The sequence below is a fragment of the Caldalkalibacillus thermarum genome, assembly GCF_014644735.1.
In the GTDB taxonomy this organism is placed as follows: Bacteria; Bacillota; Bacilli; order Caldalkalibacillales; family Caldalkalibacillaceae; genus Caldalkalibacillus; species Caldalkalibacillus thermarum.
In genome coordinates this window covers 35,392-51,246 of the sequence record NZ_BMKZ01000021.1, presented here as the reverse complement: position 1 = coordinate 51,246, position 15,855 = coordinate 35,392, and the positions used below count along the sequence as shown (strand labels likewise).

General features: G+C 48.9%; 19 protein-coding genes and 7 tRNA genes. 21 read left to right on the top strand and 5 right to left on the bottom strand.

What is annotated here, in order from left to right; translation table 11 throughout:
* Positions 1-268: 268 nt before the first annotated feature.
* The 8 genes from acpS (at position 269) to IEW48_RS09775 (ending at position 7,496) form a co-directional block, all read left to right on the top strand.
* On the top strand, positions 269-643 hold the full coding sequence (gene acpS / locus IEW48_RS09810; RefSeq protein ID WP_188623603.1) for a holo-ACP synthase: 375 nt from the start codon (positions 269-271) through the stop codon (positions 641-643).
* A gap of 89 nt (positions 644-732) precedes the next feature.
* Entirely contained in the window at positions 733-1,743 is a 1,011-nt protein-coding gene (locus tag IEW48_RS09805; RefSeq protein WP_188623602.1) for an outer membrane lipoprotein-sorting protein, read from the top strand.
* Between the two features lie 152 nt (positions 1,744-1,895).
* The gene (gene alr / locus IEW48_RS09800; protein ID WP_188623601.1) at positions 1,896-3,086 is read left to right on the top strand and encodes an alanine racemase; all 1,191 of its coding nucleotides are present in this window, start codon (positions 1,896-1,898) and stop codon (positions 3,084-3,086) included.
* A 188-nt stretch (positions 3,087-3,274) separates the two neighbouring features.
* Entirely contained in the window at positions 3,275-3,526 is a 252-nt protein-coding gene (locus tag IEW48_RS09795; protein ID WP_042685257.1) for a CopG family ribbon-helix-helix protein, read from the top strand.
* A 3-nt stretch (positions 3,527-3,529) separates the two neighbouring features.
* The gene (gene ndoA, locus IEW48_RS09790) at positions 3,530-3,880 is read left to right on the top strand and encodes a type II toxin-antitoxin system endoribonuclease NdoA (protein WP_188623600.1); all 351 of its coding nucleotides are present in this window, start codon (positions 3,530-3,532) and stop codon (positions 3,878-3,880) included.
* A gap of 168 nt (positions 3,881-4,048) precedes the next feature.
* Positions 4,049-4,519 carry an anti-sigma B factor RsbW gene (rsbW, locus tag IEW48_RS09785; protein ID WP_188623599.1) on the top strand — a complete coding sequence of 157 codons (471 nt, stop codon included), beginning with the start codon at positions 4,049-4,051 and terminating at the stop codon, positions 4,517-4,519.
* On the top strand, positions 4,485-5,276 hold the full coding sequence (sigB, locus tag IEW48_RS09780) for an RNA polymerase sigma factor SigB (protein ID WP_188623598.1): 792 nt from the start codon (positions 4,485-4,487) through the stop codon (positions 5,274-5,276). Before rsbW ends, sigB begins: the two co-directional genes overlap by 35 nt.
* A gap of 12 nt (positions 5,277-5,288) precedes the next feature.
* Positions 5,289-7,496, top strand: a complete 2,208-nt coding sequence (locus IEW48_RS09775) for a Tex family protein (protein ID WP_371874857.1) — start codon at positions 5,289-5,291, stop codon at positions 7,494-7,496.
* On the opposite strand, the gene cmpA is transcribed toward IEW48_RS09775, so the two are convergent.
* On the bottom strand, positions 7,474-7,611 hold the full coding sequence (gene cmpA, locus IEW48_RS09770) for a cortex morphogenetic protein CmpA (protein WP_188623597.1): 138 nt from the start codon (positions 7,609-7,611) through the stop codon (positions 7,474-7,476). The genes IEW48_RS09775 and cmpA overlap by 23 nt on opposite strands.
* 254 nt (positions 7,612-7,865) lie before the next feature.
* On the opposite strand from cmpA, the gene IEW48_RS09765 reads away from it, so the two are divergent.
* From IEW48_RS09765 to IEW48_RS09735, 7 genes are all read left to right on the top strand, one after another.
* Positions 7,866-7,940 (top strand) — tRNA-Asn (locus tag IEW48_RS09765).
* Between the two features lie 5 nt (positions 7,941-7,945).
* Positions 7,946-8,038, top strand: a tRNA-Ser gene (locus tag IEW48_RS09760).
* Between the two features lie 25 nt (positions 8,039-8,063).
* A tRNA-Glu gene (locus tag IEW48_RS09755) sits at positions 8,064-8,140 on the top strand.
* Between the two features lie 9 nt (positions 8,141-8,149).
* A tRNA-Asp gene (locus IEW48_RS09750) sits at positions 8,150-8,226 on the top strand.
* A 7-nt stretch (positions 8,227-8,233) separates the two neighbouring features.
* A tRNA-Gln gene (locus IEW48_RS09745) sits at positions 8,234-8,308 on the top strand.
* A gap of 27 nt (positions 8,309-8,335) precedes the next feature.
* Positions 8,336-8,421, top strand: a tRNA-Leu gene (locus IEW48_RS09740).
* A 138-nt stretch (positions 8,422-8,559) separates the two neighbouring features.
* A complete protein-coding gene (locus IEW48_RS09735; protein WP_007506676.1) occupies positions 8,560-8,817 on the top strand; it encodes an Lrp/AsnC family transcriptional regulator in 258 nt (85 codons plus the stop codon).
* 78 nt (positions 8,818-8,895) lie between these two features.
* On the opposite strand, the gene IEW48_RS09730 is transcribed toward IEW48_RS09735, so the two are convergent.
* The gene (locus IEW48_RS09730) at positions 8,896-9,159 is read right to left on the bottom strand and encodes a DUF3006 domain-containing protein (protein WP_007506675.1); all 264 of its coding nucleotides are present in this window, start codon (positions 9,157-9,159) and stop codon (positions 8,896-8,898) included.
* A gap of 275 nt (positions 9,160-9,434) precedes the next feature.
* Positions 9,435-10,040, bottom strand: coding sequence for a cell wall hydrolase (locus IEW48_RS09725; protein ID WP_229704010.1), 606 nt, complete (start codon positions 10,038-10,040; stop codon positions 9,435-9,437).
* Positions 10,041-10,232: 192 nt separating this feature from the next.
* On the opposite strand from IEW48_RS09725, the gene IEW48_RS09720 reads away from it, so the two are divergent.
* Positions 10,233-10,306 (top strand) — tRNA-Gly (locus tag IEW48_RS09720).
* 100 nt (positions 10,307-10,406) lie between these two features.
* On the opposite strand, the gene IEW48_RS09715 is transcribed toward IEW48_RS09720, so the two are convergent.
* On the bottom strand, positions 10,407-10,601 hold the full coding sequence (locus IEW48_RS09715) for an iron-sulfur cluster biosynthesis family protein (RefSeq protein ID WP_007504442.1): 195 nt from the start codon (positions 10,599-10,601) through the stop codon (positions 10,407-10,409).
* A gap of 206 nt (positions 10,602-10,807) precedes the next feature.
* Between IEW48_RS09715 and thiL the strand changes: the two genes are divergently transcribed.
* The 5 genes from thiL to tsaD all read left to right on the top strand — a co-directional run bounded on the left by thiL (position 10,808) and on the right by tsaD (position 14,660).
* On the top strand, positions 10,808-11,848 hold the full coding sequence (gene thiL, locus IEW48_RS09710; protein WP_188623596.1) for a thiamine-phosphate kinase: 1,041 nt from the start codon (positions 10,808-10,810) through the stop codon (positions 11,846-11,848).
* Positions 11,849-11,851: 3 nt separating this feature from the next.
* The gene (tsaE, locus tag IEW48_RS09705; protein WP_188623595.1) at positions 11,852-12,316 is read left to right on the top strand and encodes a tRNA (adenosine(37)-N6)-threonylcarbamoyltransferase complex ATPase subunit type 1 TsaE; all 465 of its coding nucleotides are present in this window, start codon (positions 11,852-11,854) and stop codon (positions 12,314-12,316) included.
* Positions 12,313-13,017: a tRNA (adenosine(37)-N6)-threonylcarbamoyltransferase complex dimerization subunit type 1 TsaB gene (tsaB, locus tag IEW48_RS09700; protein ID WP_188623594.1), complete on the top strand. Its 705-nt coding sequence runs from the start codon at positions 12,313-12,315 to the stop codon at positions 13,015-13,017. Before tsaE ends, tsaB begins: the two co-directional genes overlap by 4 nt.
* A 79-nt stretch (positions 13,018-13,096) precedes the next feature.
* A complete protein-coding gene (rimI, locus tag IEW48_RS09695; protein WP_188623593.1) occupies positions 13,097-13,621 on the top strand; it encodes a ribosomal protein S18-alanine N-acetyltransferase in 525 nt (174 codons plus the stop codon).
* Complete coding sequence (tsaD, locus tag IEW48_RS09690) at positions 13,599-14,660, top strand: tRNA (adenosine(37)-N6)-threonylcarbamoyltransferase complex transferase subunit TsaD (RefSeq protein WP_188623592.1); 1,062 nt, start codon at positions 13,599-13,601, stop codon at positions 14,658-14,660. Before rimI ends, tsaD begins: the two co-directional genes overlap by 23 nt.
* A gap of 71 nt (positions 14,661-14,731) precedes the next feature.
* On the opposite strand, the gene IEW48_RS09685 is transcribed toward tsaD, so the two are convergent.
* Positions 14,732-15,628, bottom strand: coding sequence for a Cof-type HAD-IIB family hydrolase (locus IEW48_RS09685; RefSeq protein WP_188623591.1), 897 nt, complete (start codon positions 15,626-15,628; stop codon positions 14,732-14,734).
* Between the last annotated feature and the right edge of the window lie 227 nt (positions 15,629-15,855).

Below are 15,855 nucleotides of genomic sequence, written 5' to 3'. Positions count from 1 at the left end.
TGTTGGCTTCCTAGTCAACTGAACCGTGGGACACACGGGGATCGCTTGGTCAATAAACGGCTGGTAGGCTGTTGTTCCCAAGAATCCCCCACCTCTAAGCGAAGCGTAGGTGGTGGGAGTGTTCAATACCTTTAATACCTCGCTTTCACAACTCACAGCTGATTCCAGAAAGGACACTTGCCCATATTGTATCATATTTTGCAGGAAGAATAATCATGAAAGAATAATCATGAAAGAATAATCATGAACAGGAAAAGGGGCTTAAAGAATGATTATAGGCACAGGAATTGATATGGTGGAGCTGGGACGGATCAGGCGTCTCAGAGACAGGCAGCCGCGTTTTGTGGCCCGCATTCTCACACCGGATGAAAAGGCCCAATATGCCCCGCTTTCTGAATGGAGGCAAGTGGAGTATCTGGCGGGCCGTTTTGCGGCCAAAGAGGCGCTGGCCAAGGCTTTGGGCTGTGGGGTGGGCCAGCGTTTTTCCTGGCATCATGTTTCCATTCTCAGTCAGTCTGACGGGGCGCCGGTGGTTAGCTGGCACTCTCCGTGGGATGATGGGAAGGCCTGCCCTTATCGTGTCCATCTCTCCATTTCCCATACCCGCCACTATGCTTTAGCCCAAGTGATCCTTGAACAATGATATTTTTTTAAGCATGTCATGCTAGTCTGCATATCTTCCCTTTTCCTCTCATAGATATGGAGTGTAAAAAGAGTGAAAGGGATGATGATATGCGAAAGGCATGGCTGATCCTCGCTTTACTGGTCATGGTCTTCTCTCTTCTTGCCGCCTGCGGCGCGAAAGACGAGGAGGAAGTGGCGGGAGAGTTGAGCAAGCGTCTGGACGATTTAAAGAGTTATAAGGCTGAGATTCAACTGGTACTTAAAACTGGCCGTGAGCCCCATGAATACGATGTGGAGGTGTGGCACAAAGAGCCGGACTACTACCGCATCAGTTTGACCAACAAGGCGCGGGATATTACCCAAATAATCCTTAAGAATGATGATGGTGTCTTTGTCCTTACTCCCCATTTGAACAAAAGTTTCCGCTTCCAGAGCAACTGGCCTGGCAACCAGCCCCAGGTTTATCTGTATGAATCGTTGATTAGGGATATCTTAAGCGATTCAAACCGCCAATTTGCGGTCGAAGGGGACCAGTACGTCTTTGATACAGCAGCCAATTATCATAATAAGACGCTGAAGCACCAGCGCATCTGGCTGGATAAAGACTTAAAGCCAACCAAGGTGCATCTCATGGATGCGGACTTTAATGTGCTGGTGGAAGTGCACTTTACCAATGTAGAAGTAGATTATACCTTTGAAGATGACGCCTTTGACATTGAGCGGAACATGCAAGGGGCTCACCGGGACGCTTTGCCCGCCGTGTCCGATGAAGAGGAAGCGAATGAGAAGAGAAGTTTAGGCACGTTCTATCCGGCCTATCAGCCCCCAAATGTGGAACTGGTGGAAGAGAAAGAGATTGCCCAAGATGGCGAGGCTAAAGTGGTTCTTCGCTATGCCGGAGATTATCACTATACCATCATTCAACAACATGCCCAACATTCTAAAATGGTGAGCATGCCCGAAGGCCAACCGGTTGACCTCGGCTTTGCCGTGGGAGTAATGTCAGATAGAAGCTTAATCTGGACCTATGAAGGTGTCGATTTCTGGTTGACGGGCGACCTGCCTAAAGAAGAAATGGTGGCTATTGCCCAGTCGATGGCAGGTCAAGCGGATAAATAAACAACGGGGAGCAAAATTCTTATGACTAGGGATTGTTGCTTGTTGTGGGAAGAATAGGCGCAGATCACCTATTCTTCTTTTTTGTTGGGATGGTATGGTATAAATATGATAAAAAAGTAATAATAGAGCATAAGCGAAGAGAGTGAAGCGGGATGTTTTATCGGCAAACATGGGCGGAAATTAATCTGGATGCCATTTATGACAATGTAGCAAATTTCAAAAAGTATCTGGCTAAAGATAAAGCCCTGATGGCCACCGTAAAGGCGGATGGCTACGGTCATGGCGCTGTGCGGGTGGCTCAGTCTGCTCTCAGGGCAGGAGCGGATTGGCTGGCGGTGGCCTTGCTGGAGGAAGGCATTGAATTGCGTCAGGCAGGTATTCAAGCGCCTGTACTGGTACTTGGCTATGTGCTGCCTGAGTATTTGCCCTTGGCCCAGCGGCACCGGCTGTCTGTCACCGTTCCCGACTACGCCTATTTTGAAGATATAGCAGCCCGGGTCAGCTCAGAGGAACCTCCCCTTTCTTTTCATCTCAAATTGGATACGGGCATGGGCCGGCTGGGTATCCCGTCTCTTGATGAACTGGAACAGATGGTGCAGGCCTATATGAGGCTGAATCATGCTTCAGATCACAACTTGCTGAACTGGGAGGGCGTCTACTCCCATTTAGCTACGGCTGATGAACAGGATGACGCCTATTTGCGCCGCCAGCTGGCTTGTTTTGATGAGAGGGTGGAACTGATTTTTAAAAGCGGGATTAAACCCCGGTTCATTCATCTGGCTAACAGTGCCGGGTTGATCAGACAAACGACAGGCCGGCACACCAATATGGTCCGGCTGGGCATCAGCATGTATGGCTTGCTGCCGGCGGATTGGATGGGCGGTCTTTTGCCGTTTAAACTTCAGTCTGCTTTTTCGCTTTACTCCGCCTTGAGCCAGGTTAAGCAGGTCCCAGTGGGTCACGGCATCAGTTACGGCTGTACTTACCGGGCCCGGGAAGAGGAATGGATCGGCACCATCCCCATCGGCTATGCTGACGGCTACAGCCGGTTGTTGTCCAACCGGGCCCATGTGCTGATTGATGGACGGCGTTATCCCGTGGTGGGCAGAGTGTGCATGGATCAAATGATGGTGAAGCTGGACCGTCCCTATAAGCGTAACCAGCGTGTGACCCTTATCGGCAAAGAAGAGGATAGCGAAGTGAGCGTGGATGAACTGGCTGGCTTGATCGGAACGATTAACTATGAAATCCCTTGCCAGATATCCAAGCGGGTGCCCAGAGTGTATGTGGGCTCCAAACCGGAAGTGCAGGATCTGTTAAGCAAAGACCGCCATCTGGTATAGCAAAAATATGTGTTGCAGGACTATTTGCACCCATGTTAGAATCGATAGGGGAAGAGAGTGTTGACGTATAAATTTGGTCCTTCGGCTCTATAATGGTAGTATATTTAATGAATGCGTAACATAATATTGGTTGTACGGCAATTGTTGGAGGTGCTTTGATCGTGTCTAATTCCAAAACAAAGCGAATCATGATTACCCTTCCCCAAAACTTGCTTAAAGAAGTGGACGGGGTGGCGAAGAAGGAGCAGTCCAACCGGAGTGAATTGATTCGCCAAGCAATGAAATTTTACTTGCGGGAACGTAAGAAACGTCAGCTGCGGGAAAGCATGAAAAAAGGATATATGGAAATGGCCAACATAAATCTAAACATGGCATCGGAAGCGTTTCTTGCTGAGGAAGAGGCAGATCACACCTTAGACCGCTTAGTGAGCGGGGTGTAGCATTTGATCGTTAAACGTGGCGATGTTTTTTTTGCGGATCTGTCACCTGTTGTAGGGTCAGAACAGGGTGGCGTACGCCCCGTACTTGTGATTCAAAACGATATTGGCAACCGCTTCAGCCCCACTGTTATTGTGGCAGCTATTACAGCCCAAATTCAAAAAGCCAAACTGCCCACACACGTTGAAATTGATGCCAAGATGTATGGGTTTGAAAAAGATTCTGTCATTCTGCTCGAGCAAATACGCACCATTGATAAACAGCGCCTGACAGATAAGATTACCCATCTTGATGAGGAGATGATGGCACGAGTGGATGATGCCTTGCAGATCAGCTTAGGGTTAATCGATTTTTAAGGCAGCATGGCTGGCCTAAGCTGATTAGCGGCAGAATGTAGCCGAAAGCCCGTTCGAACAGGGCTTTTTATTTTTGTTCTAAGGATTTTATTCCATAATGATGTTTCTAACCTGATAGATAAGGGTACATACTTACTAGCGTTTAACAAGTAGGGAGGAGTACTCAAGATGCAGGCAAATGACGTGGTGGAACTGAATATTCCAGCAAAACCTGAATATGTTGGAGTTGTTCGGCTGCTTATTTCTGGCTTGGCCAGCCGGTTGGGCTTTTCCTTCGATGAAATTGAGGATATGAAAGTGGCCGTGGCCGAAGCCTGTACCAATGCCGTTACTCATGCTTACCAGGAGCAGGAGGGCAGCATTCGGGTTAAATGTCTGACTTATCCTAACCGTTTGGAGATCGTGGTGATTGATCACGGGCAACGTTTCGAAGTGAATCAGATCAAACGGTATTCCAGACCGATCAGCCACAAGACAGAAATTCAAACGTTGTATGAAGGAGGGTTGGGACTGTATTTAATTGAAGCGTTGATGGATCGCGTGGAGATCCAGAAGAAGGACGGAATCATGATCCAAATGACCAAATTTAAAGAGGTGGAATCTAATGACCGTCCAGTCCAAACGTCATCTTCATCATAAAGATGACATTTACCGGCTGATTGAGGCTTTCCAGAAAGAGCCGGACGAAGAGATTAAGACCCGCCTAGTGCTGCATTTTGAACCCCTTGTCCATTCATTGGCCCGCAAGTTTGCCAGCAACGAGCAAGCGCTTGATGACTTGATTCAAGTCGGCATGATCGGTCTATTGTCAGCCTTGGACCGTTATGATACTTCATACGGACGGACGTTTGAACGTTTTGCTGTTCCCACCATTGTGGGAGAGATAAAGCGCTATATCCGGGACAAAACTTGGAGTGTTCATGTTCCGCGACGGATTAAAGAGCTGGCACCCAAAATTAAACAAGCGATAGATGATTTAACCACTGAATTGGGCCGTTCGCCACAGATTAAAGAAATTGCCCAACGGGTGGAAGCGTCGGAAGAAGAAGTGTTGGAAACTTTGGAAATCAGCCGCAGTTACCAGGCCTTGTCCATGGATAGCGATTTTGAGGCTGGCCAGGATGGCAGCACGGTGAACCTCCTTGATATGGTGGGTGAGACAGAACAGGGCTATGAACAGGTCAACAGGCGCATGTTGCTGGAAAAATTGCTGCCCGTGTTATCGGAAAGGGAACAACAGGTCATCAGGCTGACTTTTTTTGAGGGTTTAAGTCAAAGGGAGGCTGGGGAGCGGCTCAATATATCCCAAATGCATGTTTCCCGTTTGCAAAGGCGAGCTTTGCACAAGTTAAGAGAGCTGTTGAAAAAAACAGACACCTTGACTCAAAGCAGTTAGGAGTGTGGAAGAATGACAGGTATAGTGGAGCATGACCACTTGAAAATGGAGGAAGCGTTGTTTAATGTCCTGCATCAGGAACTTAACATCCCAAAGGAAGCTGTCAAAAGAACAATCGCACTGTTACAAGAGGGGAATACCGTTCCTTTTGTGGCCCGCTATCGCAAGGAAGTCACCGGCGGATTAAACGAAGAACAAATCCGGGCCATAGAGGAACGGTATCGTTATCTTCAAAACTTGTGGCAGCGTAAAGAGGAAGTGCTGCGTCTTATCGCTGAACAGGGAAAACTGACTGAAGAACTGAAGGAAAAAATCGTGCGGGCTGAGAAACTGCAAGAGGTGGAAGACTATTACCGGCCCTTCCGCCCCAAACGCAGAACCAGGGCGACAGTGGCCAAGGAAAAAGGGTTGGAACCATTAGCCGAGTGGCTTGTCAACTGTTCCCTTGAAAGCCCAGAAAAAGAAGCGGAACGCTATCTCTCCACGGAACATGAACTCCATACGGTGGAAGATGTCTTGCAAGGCGCCATGGACATTATTGCCGAGTGGATCGCCGATGAGGCTGAGGTCAGGCAGTGGATTCGGGATTATACGTTTGCCAATGGACGGCTGGTCACAGAATTGAAGAACCAGGAACATGATCCCAGGCAAGTGTACCGCATGTACTATGAGTATCAAAGCCCAATCCCCCAGCTTGTTTCTCACCGGGTGCTGGCCATTAACCGGGCGGAAAAAGAAGAAGTGATCAAAGTTAAGCTTGAAGTTGAGACAGAAACAATCAAGCGGTACCTCCAGAAGCGCTGGGTGAAAAATGAACGTTCCCCTGCCGCGTCATACATAGACCAGGCCATCGTTGACAGTTATAAACGCTTGATTGCCCCGGCGATCGAGCGGGAGATCCGGCGGGAATTAACGGAGCAGGCTGAAGAGCAAGCCATCCACATCTTTGCCAAGAATCTGCGTGCCCTCTTGTTGCAACCGCCTGTGCGGGGCAAAACTGTGCTGGGCATTGATCCAGCTTACCGCACGGGATGTAAGCTGGCCGTGGTGGATCCCACGGGGAAAGTGCTGGCAATTGATGTCATCTACCCTGTTCCGCCCCATAACAAGATAGAGGAAGCGAAACGGAAATTGCTGGCCTTGGTGGACAAGTACCAGGTTGACATTGTGGCCATTGGCAATGGCACCGCCTCCAGGGAAACAGAGCAATTTCTGGCCCAAGTGATTCAGGAAACCGAACATGAGCTGGCTTATATCATGATTAATGAGGCTGGAGCCAGTGTTTACTCAGCGTCTCCTCTTGCCACAGAAGAATTTCCCGATCTTGACGTGGCGGAGCGAAGTGCCATCTCCATCGCCAGACGCCTGCAGGATCCCTTGGCTGAGCTGGTTAAAATCGATCCAAAATCGATCGGAGTGGGCCAGTACCAGCATGATGTATCGCAAACCAAGTTAAGTGAAAGTTTGTCCTTTGTTGTGGAGACAGTGGTCAACCAGGTTGGTGTGGATGTGAATACGGCCTCTGTGTCCCTGTTGCAATATGTGTCAGGCCTAAACAAATCGGTGGCCAAGGAAGTTGTGAAATACAGGGAACAACATGGCAGGCTGACCAGCCGCCGTCAACTGTTGGATGTCCCCCGTTTAGGAGCCAAAACATATGAACAGGCTGTTGGATTTATGCGCATCTTTGACGGTGAGGATCCTTTCGACCAAACCCCTATCCATCCTGAATCCTATCCGGAAGCAGAGCGTTTTTTAACTGAACTGGGATTTGAGAAACATGAGATTGGGTCCCCCCAGTTAATTGAGGCCCTGCAAGGTGTGGATATTGAGGACTGGGCGAACCGGCTGGATATTGGGGTACCCACTTTAACCGATATCATTGAAGCTTTACAAAAGCCCCGGCGGGATCCTCGGGATGAACTGACCCAGCCGCTGTTGCTGAAAGACATCTTGAAAATTGAAGACCTTACAGCAGGGATGCAACTTGAAGGCACGGTCCGCAATGTGGTTGATTTTGGAGCCTTTGTGGACATTGGGCTTAAAAATGACGGACTGGTACACATTTCACAACTTAGTAAGCATTATGTCCGTCATCCCCTTGATGTGGTCTCAGTGGGTGATATTGTCACCGTATGGGTAAAAGAAGTGGACCTGGAGCGGGAGCGGGTGAGTTTAACCTTGATTCCACCGCTGTCTAACCAAAGTGGTGACGCCTAAACTTTGACTGCTGGCGGGTGTAATATAAATACCAGCATTCGTTCAGCAGGCGGATTTGATAAATATCTTTATCATAAAAGGCACGCTGCAGTTGCTTTTGTAGCCATCTAGGCATAAGGTGGCACCTCCGCACAAACTTTCCGGTCATCTGGTAAATTATGACCACTTGCATCAGGACAAGTCAGCTTATGACAGTTCCGCTTATGGCAGTGTATGCATCACTGGCGGAGGTGCCACTTTATTTTCCAGCGATTTTTTACAAAAAAGGCTTGCATTTTTGGCCAAGACATAGTAATATAACAGATGTTCACATCAGATAACTTGGATGTGAACTTTGTCTATGAATAAATCCAAACACCATGATTTTATTCCGCAGTAGCTCAGTGGTAGAGCAACCGGCTGTTAACCGGTTGGTCGTAGGTTCGAATCCTACCTGCGGAGCCATGCGCGGAGAAATACCCAAGTTGGCTGAAGGGGCTCCCCTGCTAAGGGAGTAGGCGGCTAATAGCCGCGCGAGGGTTCGAATCCCTCTTTCTCCGCCATTCTTCATGAATGATGAACGCTCGTGGCCCGTTGGTGAAGTGGCTTAACACACCGGCCTTTCACGCCGGCATTCAGGGGTTCGAATCCCCTACGGGTCACCATTTAAAGGTGGAGCTGTGGTGTAGAGGCCTAACATGCCTGCCTGTCACGCAGGAGATCGCGGGTTCGAATCCCGTCAGCTCCGCCATGATTATTGGGCCGTAGCCAAGCGGTAAGGCAACGGGTTTTGGCCCCGTGATGCGCTGGTTCGAATCCAGCCGGCCCAGCCACCTTTATATTATGCATACTTGTCAATTGCGGTCGTGGTGGAACTGGCAGACACGCTGTCTTGAGGGGGCAGTGCCCTTTGGGCGTGTGGGTTCAAATCCCACCGACCGCACCATACATAATCACGTCCTGAATCCCTTGGTAGACAAGGGATTTTATTTATGCCTTTAATAAGAACAAATGTTCTGTATGAACTAAACCAAAACATTTCACCTTGCAAACATCCTAGCGGCGATGAAGGGAGAGCTGCCACGTGTTGTCTGACATTGAACGCAAAATTCTGCGCATCATTGAAAACCATATTATTTCCAAAGGTGTTCCACCCGGTTATCGGCAATTGGCCCGGTTCACTGGCCGGAGTGAGTCAGAAGTCAGACGCATTGTGTTGAAGTTGAAACAGGAGGGTAAGCTCCAGTTAGGAGAACGGAAGGCGACTGGACGATGGAATGTGAAAACAGACAAGTGGACGATGGAGGATAGCCAGAACTTTATATGGTATGAGTTGCATTAGTGCCAGCTATTAGATCGCCGTTGTTGATTTAAAAAACTTGGGGGACTCCAAAAGGTCCCCCATTTTTATAGCATGCATTCAATTTTTCTTGAAATGGCTCTTTTTCTTTTGCTGCAGATTGGCTAATTTGGCCTTGATCCTTTCTTCAACTTTTTCCGTCTCAGTTTCGTCAATTTCTAAATATGTGATGTTTCCGTCATGAAATGTCACCTTGAACCAAGTTCCTTTCTTTGCGCCTGGAGGGAGCTGATGACAGGGAATCATCACTTCCCGCTCATCATCCCCTACCAGCAGCACGGCATGTTTTCCGTCGACTACTCGATCAAGGACTGCCTTTTCCATTACATCACCTCAGTCTTTCTTGCCAATCAATAGGTTGGGCATTCGTTTTAGATGGAATAAGTTTTCCCTTTTGATAAAAAATAAGCTAAAAAGGGATGGAAAGCAATCATGGAACTTGCTGTGCATCATTAGCGGAAGTCCATATCAAGCACAAAAAGATCCACTTCTTTGTGCTGTCCCTGTTCCCAATGTAAAAGGGGAAAGGGGATGGCGGAACAAAGAAGTGGAGTATTCAGTCATTACAACTTAAAGTCTATTATTTCTGGTACATGAAACTATTTGGCAAAAACATGGTTGCCTATTACTTTGACCGTCTCACGTGAAAAAACCCACGAATTGGTAGCTGTCCGGGGATTGTAGAAATATAGGGACCCCTGACTGCTGCTGCGGGTTTTTAGTGCTTCCTCAACAGCCCTGATGGCTTCTTCGTCTGGCTTTTGGTTAATAGCCCCATTAGAGACTGGCTGGAACTGTCTGGGCTGAAAAATGACTTCGGTGATGGTGTCCGGAAAAGCCTCGTGCTCCACCCGGTTCAGAACCACGTGGGCCACGGCAACCTTACCGGCGAAAGGTTCACCTTTTGCTTCGGCGTGAACGATTCTGGCCAGCAAATCCTTTTCTTTGGCAGACATCTTGTACACTTTGTTGCCACTTTTCCTGCTCTGTTTCGCTTCAGACTCACGGCCCGGTAGATTCAGAGAGTCACCGGCATAAATGAGATCGGGATCCTTAATGTTAGGATTAAGTTTAAGGATATCATCCACACTTAAGCCAAACCTTTGAGCCAGTTCACTCAATGTATCACCAGGCTGTATCATGTAGGCGCTGGTTATCCCAGGTACGACCAGGATCACCGCCAGGGCTGTGAGGCTTAGTAACATCCTTCGCACACTATCCCTCCTCTCGAAGATGGCTAGATTATCATCTAGCTGCCAGGGCCAAAAGGCCAGGCTATTAGCATCATTGACACATTTCTGGCAAAATATACTTCGAGAGGTTCAGTTCAATAGATTTGACTTTCAAATCAACCTGTGCTATAGTTAATTCTGCAATGTGATAGATCCGGTTAGCGAGCGGGTGTAGTTCAGTGGTAGAACTCCAGCTTCCCAAGCTGGCAGCGGGGGTTCGATTCCCCTCACCCGCTCCATTTTTTTTATTTGCAAGATACAGCGGATTGGCATGCAAAAAGGGCTGTCTCAAAGTGTTTGAGGCAGCCCTTTTAAGCGCGGTGCAATGTCTTAAATGTGCTAATAAATCGTAATTCCTTGGCACAAGATTTCATTGGGGTTGGATAACCGGAAGCCCTGTGCCGGATCAAAATCAAGGGTGAGTTTTTCGCCAATGTAACGCTGGGTAAACCGGTCAATAAAAAAGGTGAGATGTGCAACGTTGATGATTTTATCATTGGGTCTGGGCTCATCCAGAGCCAGCTGTATATCCACTGTGGAGCTTCATCCACCGGTTATTTCGGCATCAATACGCAACCCTTTCCCTTCAGGAATGGTATAATCTTGCAACTCAGCCAAGGCTGCTTCAGTCACATGGAGCTCCATATTGCCACCTCCTTATGTCCCGTCACTTTTATTGTACCGGTTAAATGGGATATAATCAAAGAGTAAGCATGTTTTCAAAAGTTGGGGGAATGGTCGTGGCGGGTCACAGAAAGCTGGATCATGAATTTGCCTTCATTAAAGAGGTTTCCTCCTATTTCAAGCCTTATCGGGCCAAACAGACGCTTGTCCCTATCGGGGATGATGCAGCTGTCTACCGCCCAGCTGAAGGAATGGGACAAGTGGTGACGGCTGACACTATGGTGGAAGGCATTCATTTTAAACGGGAAACGATGTCTTGCTGGCAGATTGGTTATAAAGCTTTGGCCGTCAATTTGAGCGACATTGCCGCTATGGGGGGGAGACCCACCTATTTTATTATATCTTTGGCCATTCCCGATGATTGGACGCTTGATGAGCTGCTGGAGATTTATAAAGGGATGAAACACCTGGCCGACCAGTTTGAAGTCGACTTGCTTGGCGGGGATACCGTTTCTATTCCTGACCATTTGGTGATCAGTGTGACGGCAATCGGTGAGGTGGAAGAAGATGTCCAGTTGCTCCGTTCCCAGGCCAAACCGGGACAGATTCTGTTTGTCACCGGGCAGCTGGGGAATGCTGCAGCGGGTTTAGATCTTCTACTTCACGGGCGTCCAGCTGATGGTTACCCACTCCCAGAAGCACTGCAACTGCTCCTTGATGCCCATCAGCAGCCGCAGCCCCATGTGGCTCAAGGGCGTCTGCTGGCCCAATTTGCCCGGGAATACGCGATTTCCCTCAACGATGTAAGCGACGGGCTGTCCAGTGAAGCCAATGAGATTGCCGCAGCCAGCGGAGTCGATGTGGTCATTCGCAAGGAGCAGCTCCCAGTCAGCCGTATACTCTTGAACTATGCTCACAAACGCGGCATAGATCCTTATACTTGGGTGCTTGGTGGAGGAGAGGATTTTGTCTTGGTAGGCACGGCACCCGTTGAGGCAGTTGAGCGCATGAAACAAGCGTTTGCGGCCCAAAATTTCCCTTTTTACCCGATTGGTTACACAACTGAAGGCACAGGCTGTGTGTGGTTGGAAGGAAAACAGGGCAAGGTTCGTCTGGATCCCATGGGGTATAATCATTTCAGGCAAAAGAGGGATTAAGTGATGCAAACATCTGAATATGTGTTTTATAGTGGTTCCGTTGAACAGACTCAGGCCTTGGCCGAGGCTTTGGCTCACAAGCTCACTGGGGGAGCCGTGATTACCTTAAGCGGAGATTTAGGGGCGGGTAAAACCAGTTTTGTTCAAGGGCTGGCCCGTGGCTTGGGAGTGAAACGGAATGTAAACAGTCCCACTTTTACCATTATAAAAGAATATCAAGGGACCCAATTCCCCCTTTATCATATAGATGCCTATCGCTTGGAAGATGAAACGGAAGATTTTGGTCTAGAGGAGTATGTTTACGGAGACGGTGTGACGGTGATCGAATGGCCAGAACAGATTACGTCCCATCTGCCTGAGGAGCGTTTACACATCCGTATCGAAAAGCGCGGGGAAACGGAGCGGAACATTTATTTGATTCCGCACGGAGAACGTTTTGTCAAGCTGGTTAAAGAGGTGTTGGCATGAAGATATTAGCCATGGATACATCAACCTGGGCCTTGGCTGTTGGTGTGACGGACAATGGACGCCTCCTGGGAGAGTTTAACACCTATGTGCAAAAAAATCATTCTTTGCGCCTGATGCCGGCCATTGAACAGCTGCTGGCTGGACTGGACTTAAAACCTTCCGACCTGGATCTTGTAGCTGTCGCCCATGGCCCGGGTTCGTACACGGGTGTGCGCATCGGCGTCACCACAGCCAAAACCCTGGCCTGGAGCCTGCAGCGGCCCATACTCGGTTTATCCAGCTTGCAGACCATAGCCCAAAACAGGACAGATTTTAAAGGTTTCATCGTTCCCATATTTGACGCCAGGCGGGAACATGTCTACGGGGGGATCTATAAGCCTGAAGACCATCTGGCCAAACCGGTGGCGAAAGACCGCATTCAGCCCCTGCAGCAGTTCTTGGAGGAAGTTCAGCAGGCGGGAGAAGGTCCCTTTTTATTTATAGGAGAAGGTGTGCCGGTTCATCGTCATGCGATTGCCAAAGTGTTGGGAGACCGGGCACACTATGCCCCGGAGAGTGACAGCTATTCCCGGGGACGTTCACTGGCTGAACTGGCTTGGCATTACAGAGCAGAAGCACAACGAAATATCCATGCTTTTGCTCCCCAATATCTGCAATTGGCGGAAGCGGAGAAGAAGTGGCTGGAAAAACAGAATTTGTGATCATCCCTTATTGTTGGTCTTGTCCATATGGGTCCTAAGACCGGTGCAGGATAAGAGGATGTGGGAAGGGTGTCAAGTGATGGCCGATACCATCCAAATACGTCTGATGGACTTGGCGGATATTAAGCAAGTGTTGGAAGTGGAACAGGTCTCGTTTAGAACCCCGTGGACAGAAGAGGCCTTTTACAACGAACTGACGAACAACCGGTTTGCTTACTATATGGTGGCGGAAACTGAGAACAGAGTCATTGGTTACTGCGGGGTATGGGTGATCGTGGATGAAGCCCACATCACCAATATTGCTGTTCATCCTGATTTTCGCGGCCGCAAAGTGGGAGAACGCCTGTTGCGCAGTATGATGCTGTTGGCTCGTTTAAAAGGGGCTTTAAAAATAACACTGGAAGTGAGAGTTTCCAATCATGTCGCTCAAAATTTGTACCGCAAACTGGGCTTTAAGATCACTGGCCAGCGCAAAGGATATTATACAGATAACCAGGAAGATGCGCTGATTATGTGGGCCGATCTGGAGCCCTGCCTGGCAGATGACTGGTTAGAAAACAGTTTAGAAAAAGGTGAAAGCAATGGACTACAACAAAAGCAGTGAAACAAGCCAGCATGCCCATGCTGAACAGGAACCAGTGATCATTTTAGGAGTTGAGACCAGCTGTGATGAAACCGCTGCTAGTGTGGTTCGTGACGGGCGTGAGATTTTATCTAACGAAGTGGCTTCCCAAATGGAGATTCATAAGCGGTTTGGCGGTGTGGTGCCGGAAGTGGCTTCGCGCAGGCATGTGGAGCACATTACCATCGTGATCGAGGAAGCTCTGAAAAAAGCCAATGTCTCCCCTGACCAGCTGTCTGCCATTGCGGTTACGAAAGGGCCCGGACTGGTAGGCGCCCTCTTGGTCGGGGTATCTGCAGCCAAAGCGATGGCCTATGCCCATCAGATTCCTTTGGTCGGTGTTCACCACATAGCGGGTCACATCTATGCTAACCGTTTAATAACGGAGTTTCAATTTCCCAATGTAACCCTTGTTGTGTCAGGGGGACATACGGAACTGATCTTGATGAAAGAACACGGAGAGTATCATATTTTGGGCGAAACAAGGGATGATGCAGCAGGTGAAGCATATGACAAAGTGGCCCGGGCACTTGGGCTTCCGTATCCAGGGGGGCCCCAAATTGACCGTCTGGCCAAAGAAGGGGAAGCGACCATCGACTTTCCGCGGGCCTGGCTGGAGGCGGGTTCATATGACTTTAGCTTCAGTGGTTTAAAATCAGCTGTGCTTAACTATTTGAATCAAGCCAGCCGGAGAGGAGAAGTTATTCCTAAACCAGACGTGGCCGCCAGCTTTCAGGAAAGCGTGGTGGAGGTGCTTGTGACCAAAACGGTCCATGCAGCCCAAGCCTATGGGGCCAAGCAAGTGTTACTGGCGGGAGGCGTAGCCTGCAACAGCCGTTTGCGGGAAGAGATGAAGCAAGCTTGTGCTGAGCAGGGGCTGCCACTGGTGATTCCGCCTGCCTATTTATGTACGGATAATGCGGCGATGATTGCCGCGGCAGGTTACATTGAGTATCTCAAAGGGAACCGTGAACAAATGGATCTTAACGCCCATCCCGGTTTGATGCTTGGTGGCACATAAGGCCGGCTGAAGACGCCATTAGATTCGCGTACAACTTTATGAACAAAGAAGGTACGACGCCTGGCTCAGCGCTAGGCGTTTTGTTGTGCTCGGCGGCTGCGGGGAAGTTGACCACCGAGTAATCTGTCAATCACATGGGCCACCCCATGCTGGTCATTGGTCAGTGTGATAAAATCGCATATTTGTTTGACCTCTTCTGCGGCATTGCCCATGGCGACGCTAAATCCCGCGATTTGCAGCATAGAGACATCGTTGAGATTATCTCCGATCGCCACCACCTCACTGAGCGGAATGCGCAAGAGATGGGCTGCCTTTTTTAAGGCTTTCCCTTTAGTTGCCTCAAGGCTGGTCAGTTCTAAGTTGTAACGATCTGATGAGGTGATGTTAAGCCCCTCGATTTCAATAAGCTCCTGTCTCAGTTCTTTTAATTGTTGCTGATCAAAGGAAAACAGCAACAGTTTATAAACTTCCAGCTCTTTAGAGGTGAACATCTCCTGTAATTCCCGGTCTTTGACCTGTGTGGTCTGGGCCAGATGGTGATCAAGCATGGTGTAAAACTGATCAGCCGTAAGAGAGGGGAGTGCAGAGCGGAAGTTTTTCCACTGTGACTCCAGCACAGTCCTGCTCTTGGTTTTGGTTACGATCCCTCTGTTTGTATAAACTTCGAGATAGATATCCTGTGCGGCCAGCTTAGCCCACACAGGTTTTAGCACAGAACCAGGGAGCGGTTGGCAAGCCATGAGTTTGCCTGCCTCCGAGTGCAAGAGCGCCCCATTGACACTAATGATCGGCGGATGTAAACCGGCTGCGGCCAACAGTTCTTTGGCATTGGGGTAGGACCGCCCGGTGGCGATGATCACTTGCAAACCTTCCTGTTCTGCCCTGCGCAGCGCGCATGCATTTTCTTCACTTATTTGTCCTTTAGGGTTTAACAATGTCCCGTCCAAATCAATAGCCACTAATTTCATTGTCGCTCTCCTCGCTCACTTTTCTCTTCCCTATTATAAACGAAAATGGTAACAATCGTAACTGGAAGGCTGACAGTCGTGCCTTTTCTGTTAGCATTTGAGGTTGTGAAACATATGGCTGTGTATTTAGCTGTTTATCCACAGATGTGGTTAAAGTTATCCACATGTTGTGGATATATTGTTGTTTTTGTTGGCACTTGGGCTCGATGAGGTATGATTTCTCCGGG

Bases quoted from the DNA above. Each gene is read 5' to 3' on its own strand.
- acpS (WP_188623603.1), top strand. From the start codon at position 269: ATGATTATAGGCACAGGAATTGATATGGTGGAGCTGGGACGGATCAGG.
- IEW48_RS09805 (WP_188623602.1), top strand. From the start codon at position 733: ATGCGAAAGGCATGGCTGATCCTCGCTTTACTGGTCATGGTCTTCTCT.
- alr (WP_188623601.1), top strand. From the start codon at position 1,896: ATGTTTTATCGGCAAACATGGGCGGAAATTAATCTGGATGCCATTTAT.
- IEW48_RS09795 (WP_042685257.1), top strand. From the start codon at position 3,275: ATGATTACCCTTCCCCAAAACTTGCTTAAAGAAGTGGACGGGGTGGCG.
- rsbW (WP_188623599.1), top strand. From the start codon at position 4,049: ATGCAGGCAAATGACGTGGTGGAACTGAATATTCCAGCAAAACCTGAA.
- sigB (WP_188623598.1), top strand. From the start codon at position 4,485: ATGACCGTCCAGTCCAAACGTCATCTTCATCATAAAGATGACATTTAC.
- IEW48_RS09775 (WP_371874857.1), top strand. From the start codon at position 5,289: ATGACAGGTATAGTGGAGCATGACCACTTGAAAATGGAGGAAGCGTTG.
- cmpA (WP_188623597.1), bottom strand. From the start codon at position 7,611: ATGCCTAGATGGCTACAAAAGCAACTGCAGCGTGCCTTTTATGATAAA.
- IEW48_RS09730 (WP_007506675.1), bottom strand. From the start codon at position 9,159: ATGGAAAAGGCAGTCCTTGATCGAGTAGTCGACGGAAAACATGCCGTG.
- IEW48_RS09725 (WP_229704010.1), bottom strand. From the start codon at position 10,040: ATGTTACTAAGCCTCACAGCCCTGGCGGTGATCCTGGTCGTACCTGGG.
- tsaE (WP_188623595.1), top strand. From the start codon at position 11,852: ATGCAAACATCTGAATATGTGTTTTATAGTGGTTCCGTTGAACAGACT.
- tsaB (WP_188623594.1), top strand. From the start codon at position 12,313: ATGAAGATATTAGCCATGGATACATCAACCTGGGCCTTGGCTGTTGGT.
- rimI (WP_188623593.1), top strand. From the start codon at position 13,097: ATGGCCGATACCATCCAAATACGTCTGATGGACTTGGCGGATATTAAG.
- tsaD (WP_188623592.1), top strand. From the start codon at position 13,599: ATGGACTACAACAAAAGCAGTGAAACAAGCCAGCATGCCCATGCTGAA.
- IEW48_RS09685 (WP_188623591.1), bottom strand. From the start codon at position 15,628: ATGAAATTAGTGGCTATTGATTTGGACGGGACATTGTTAAACCCTAAA.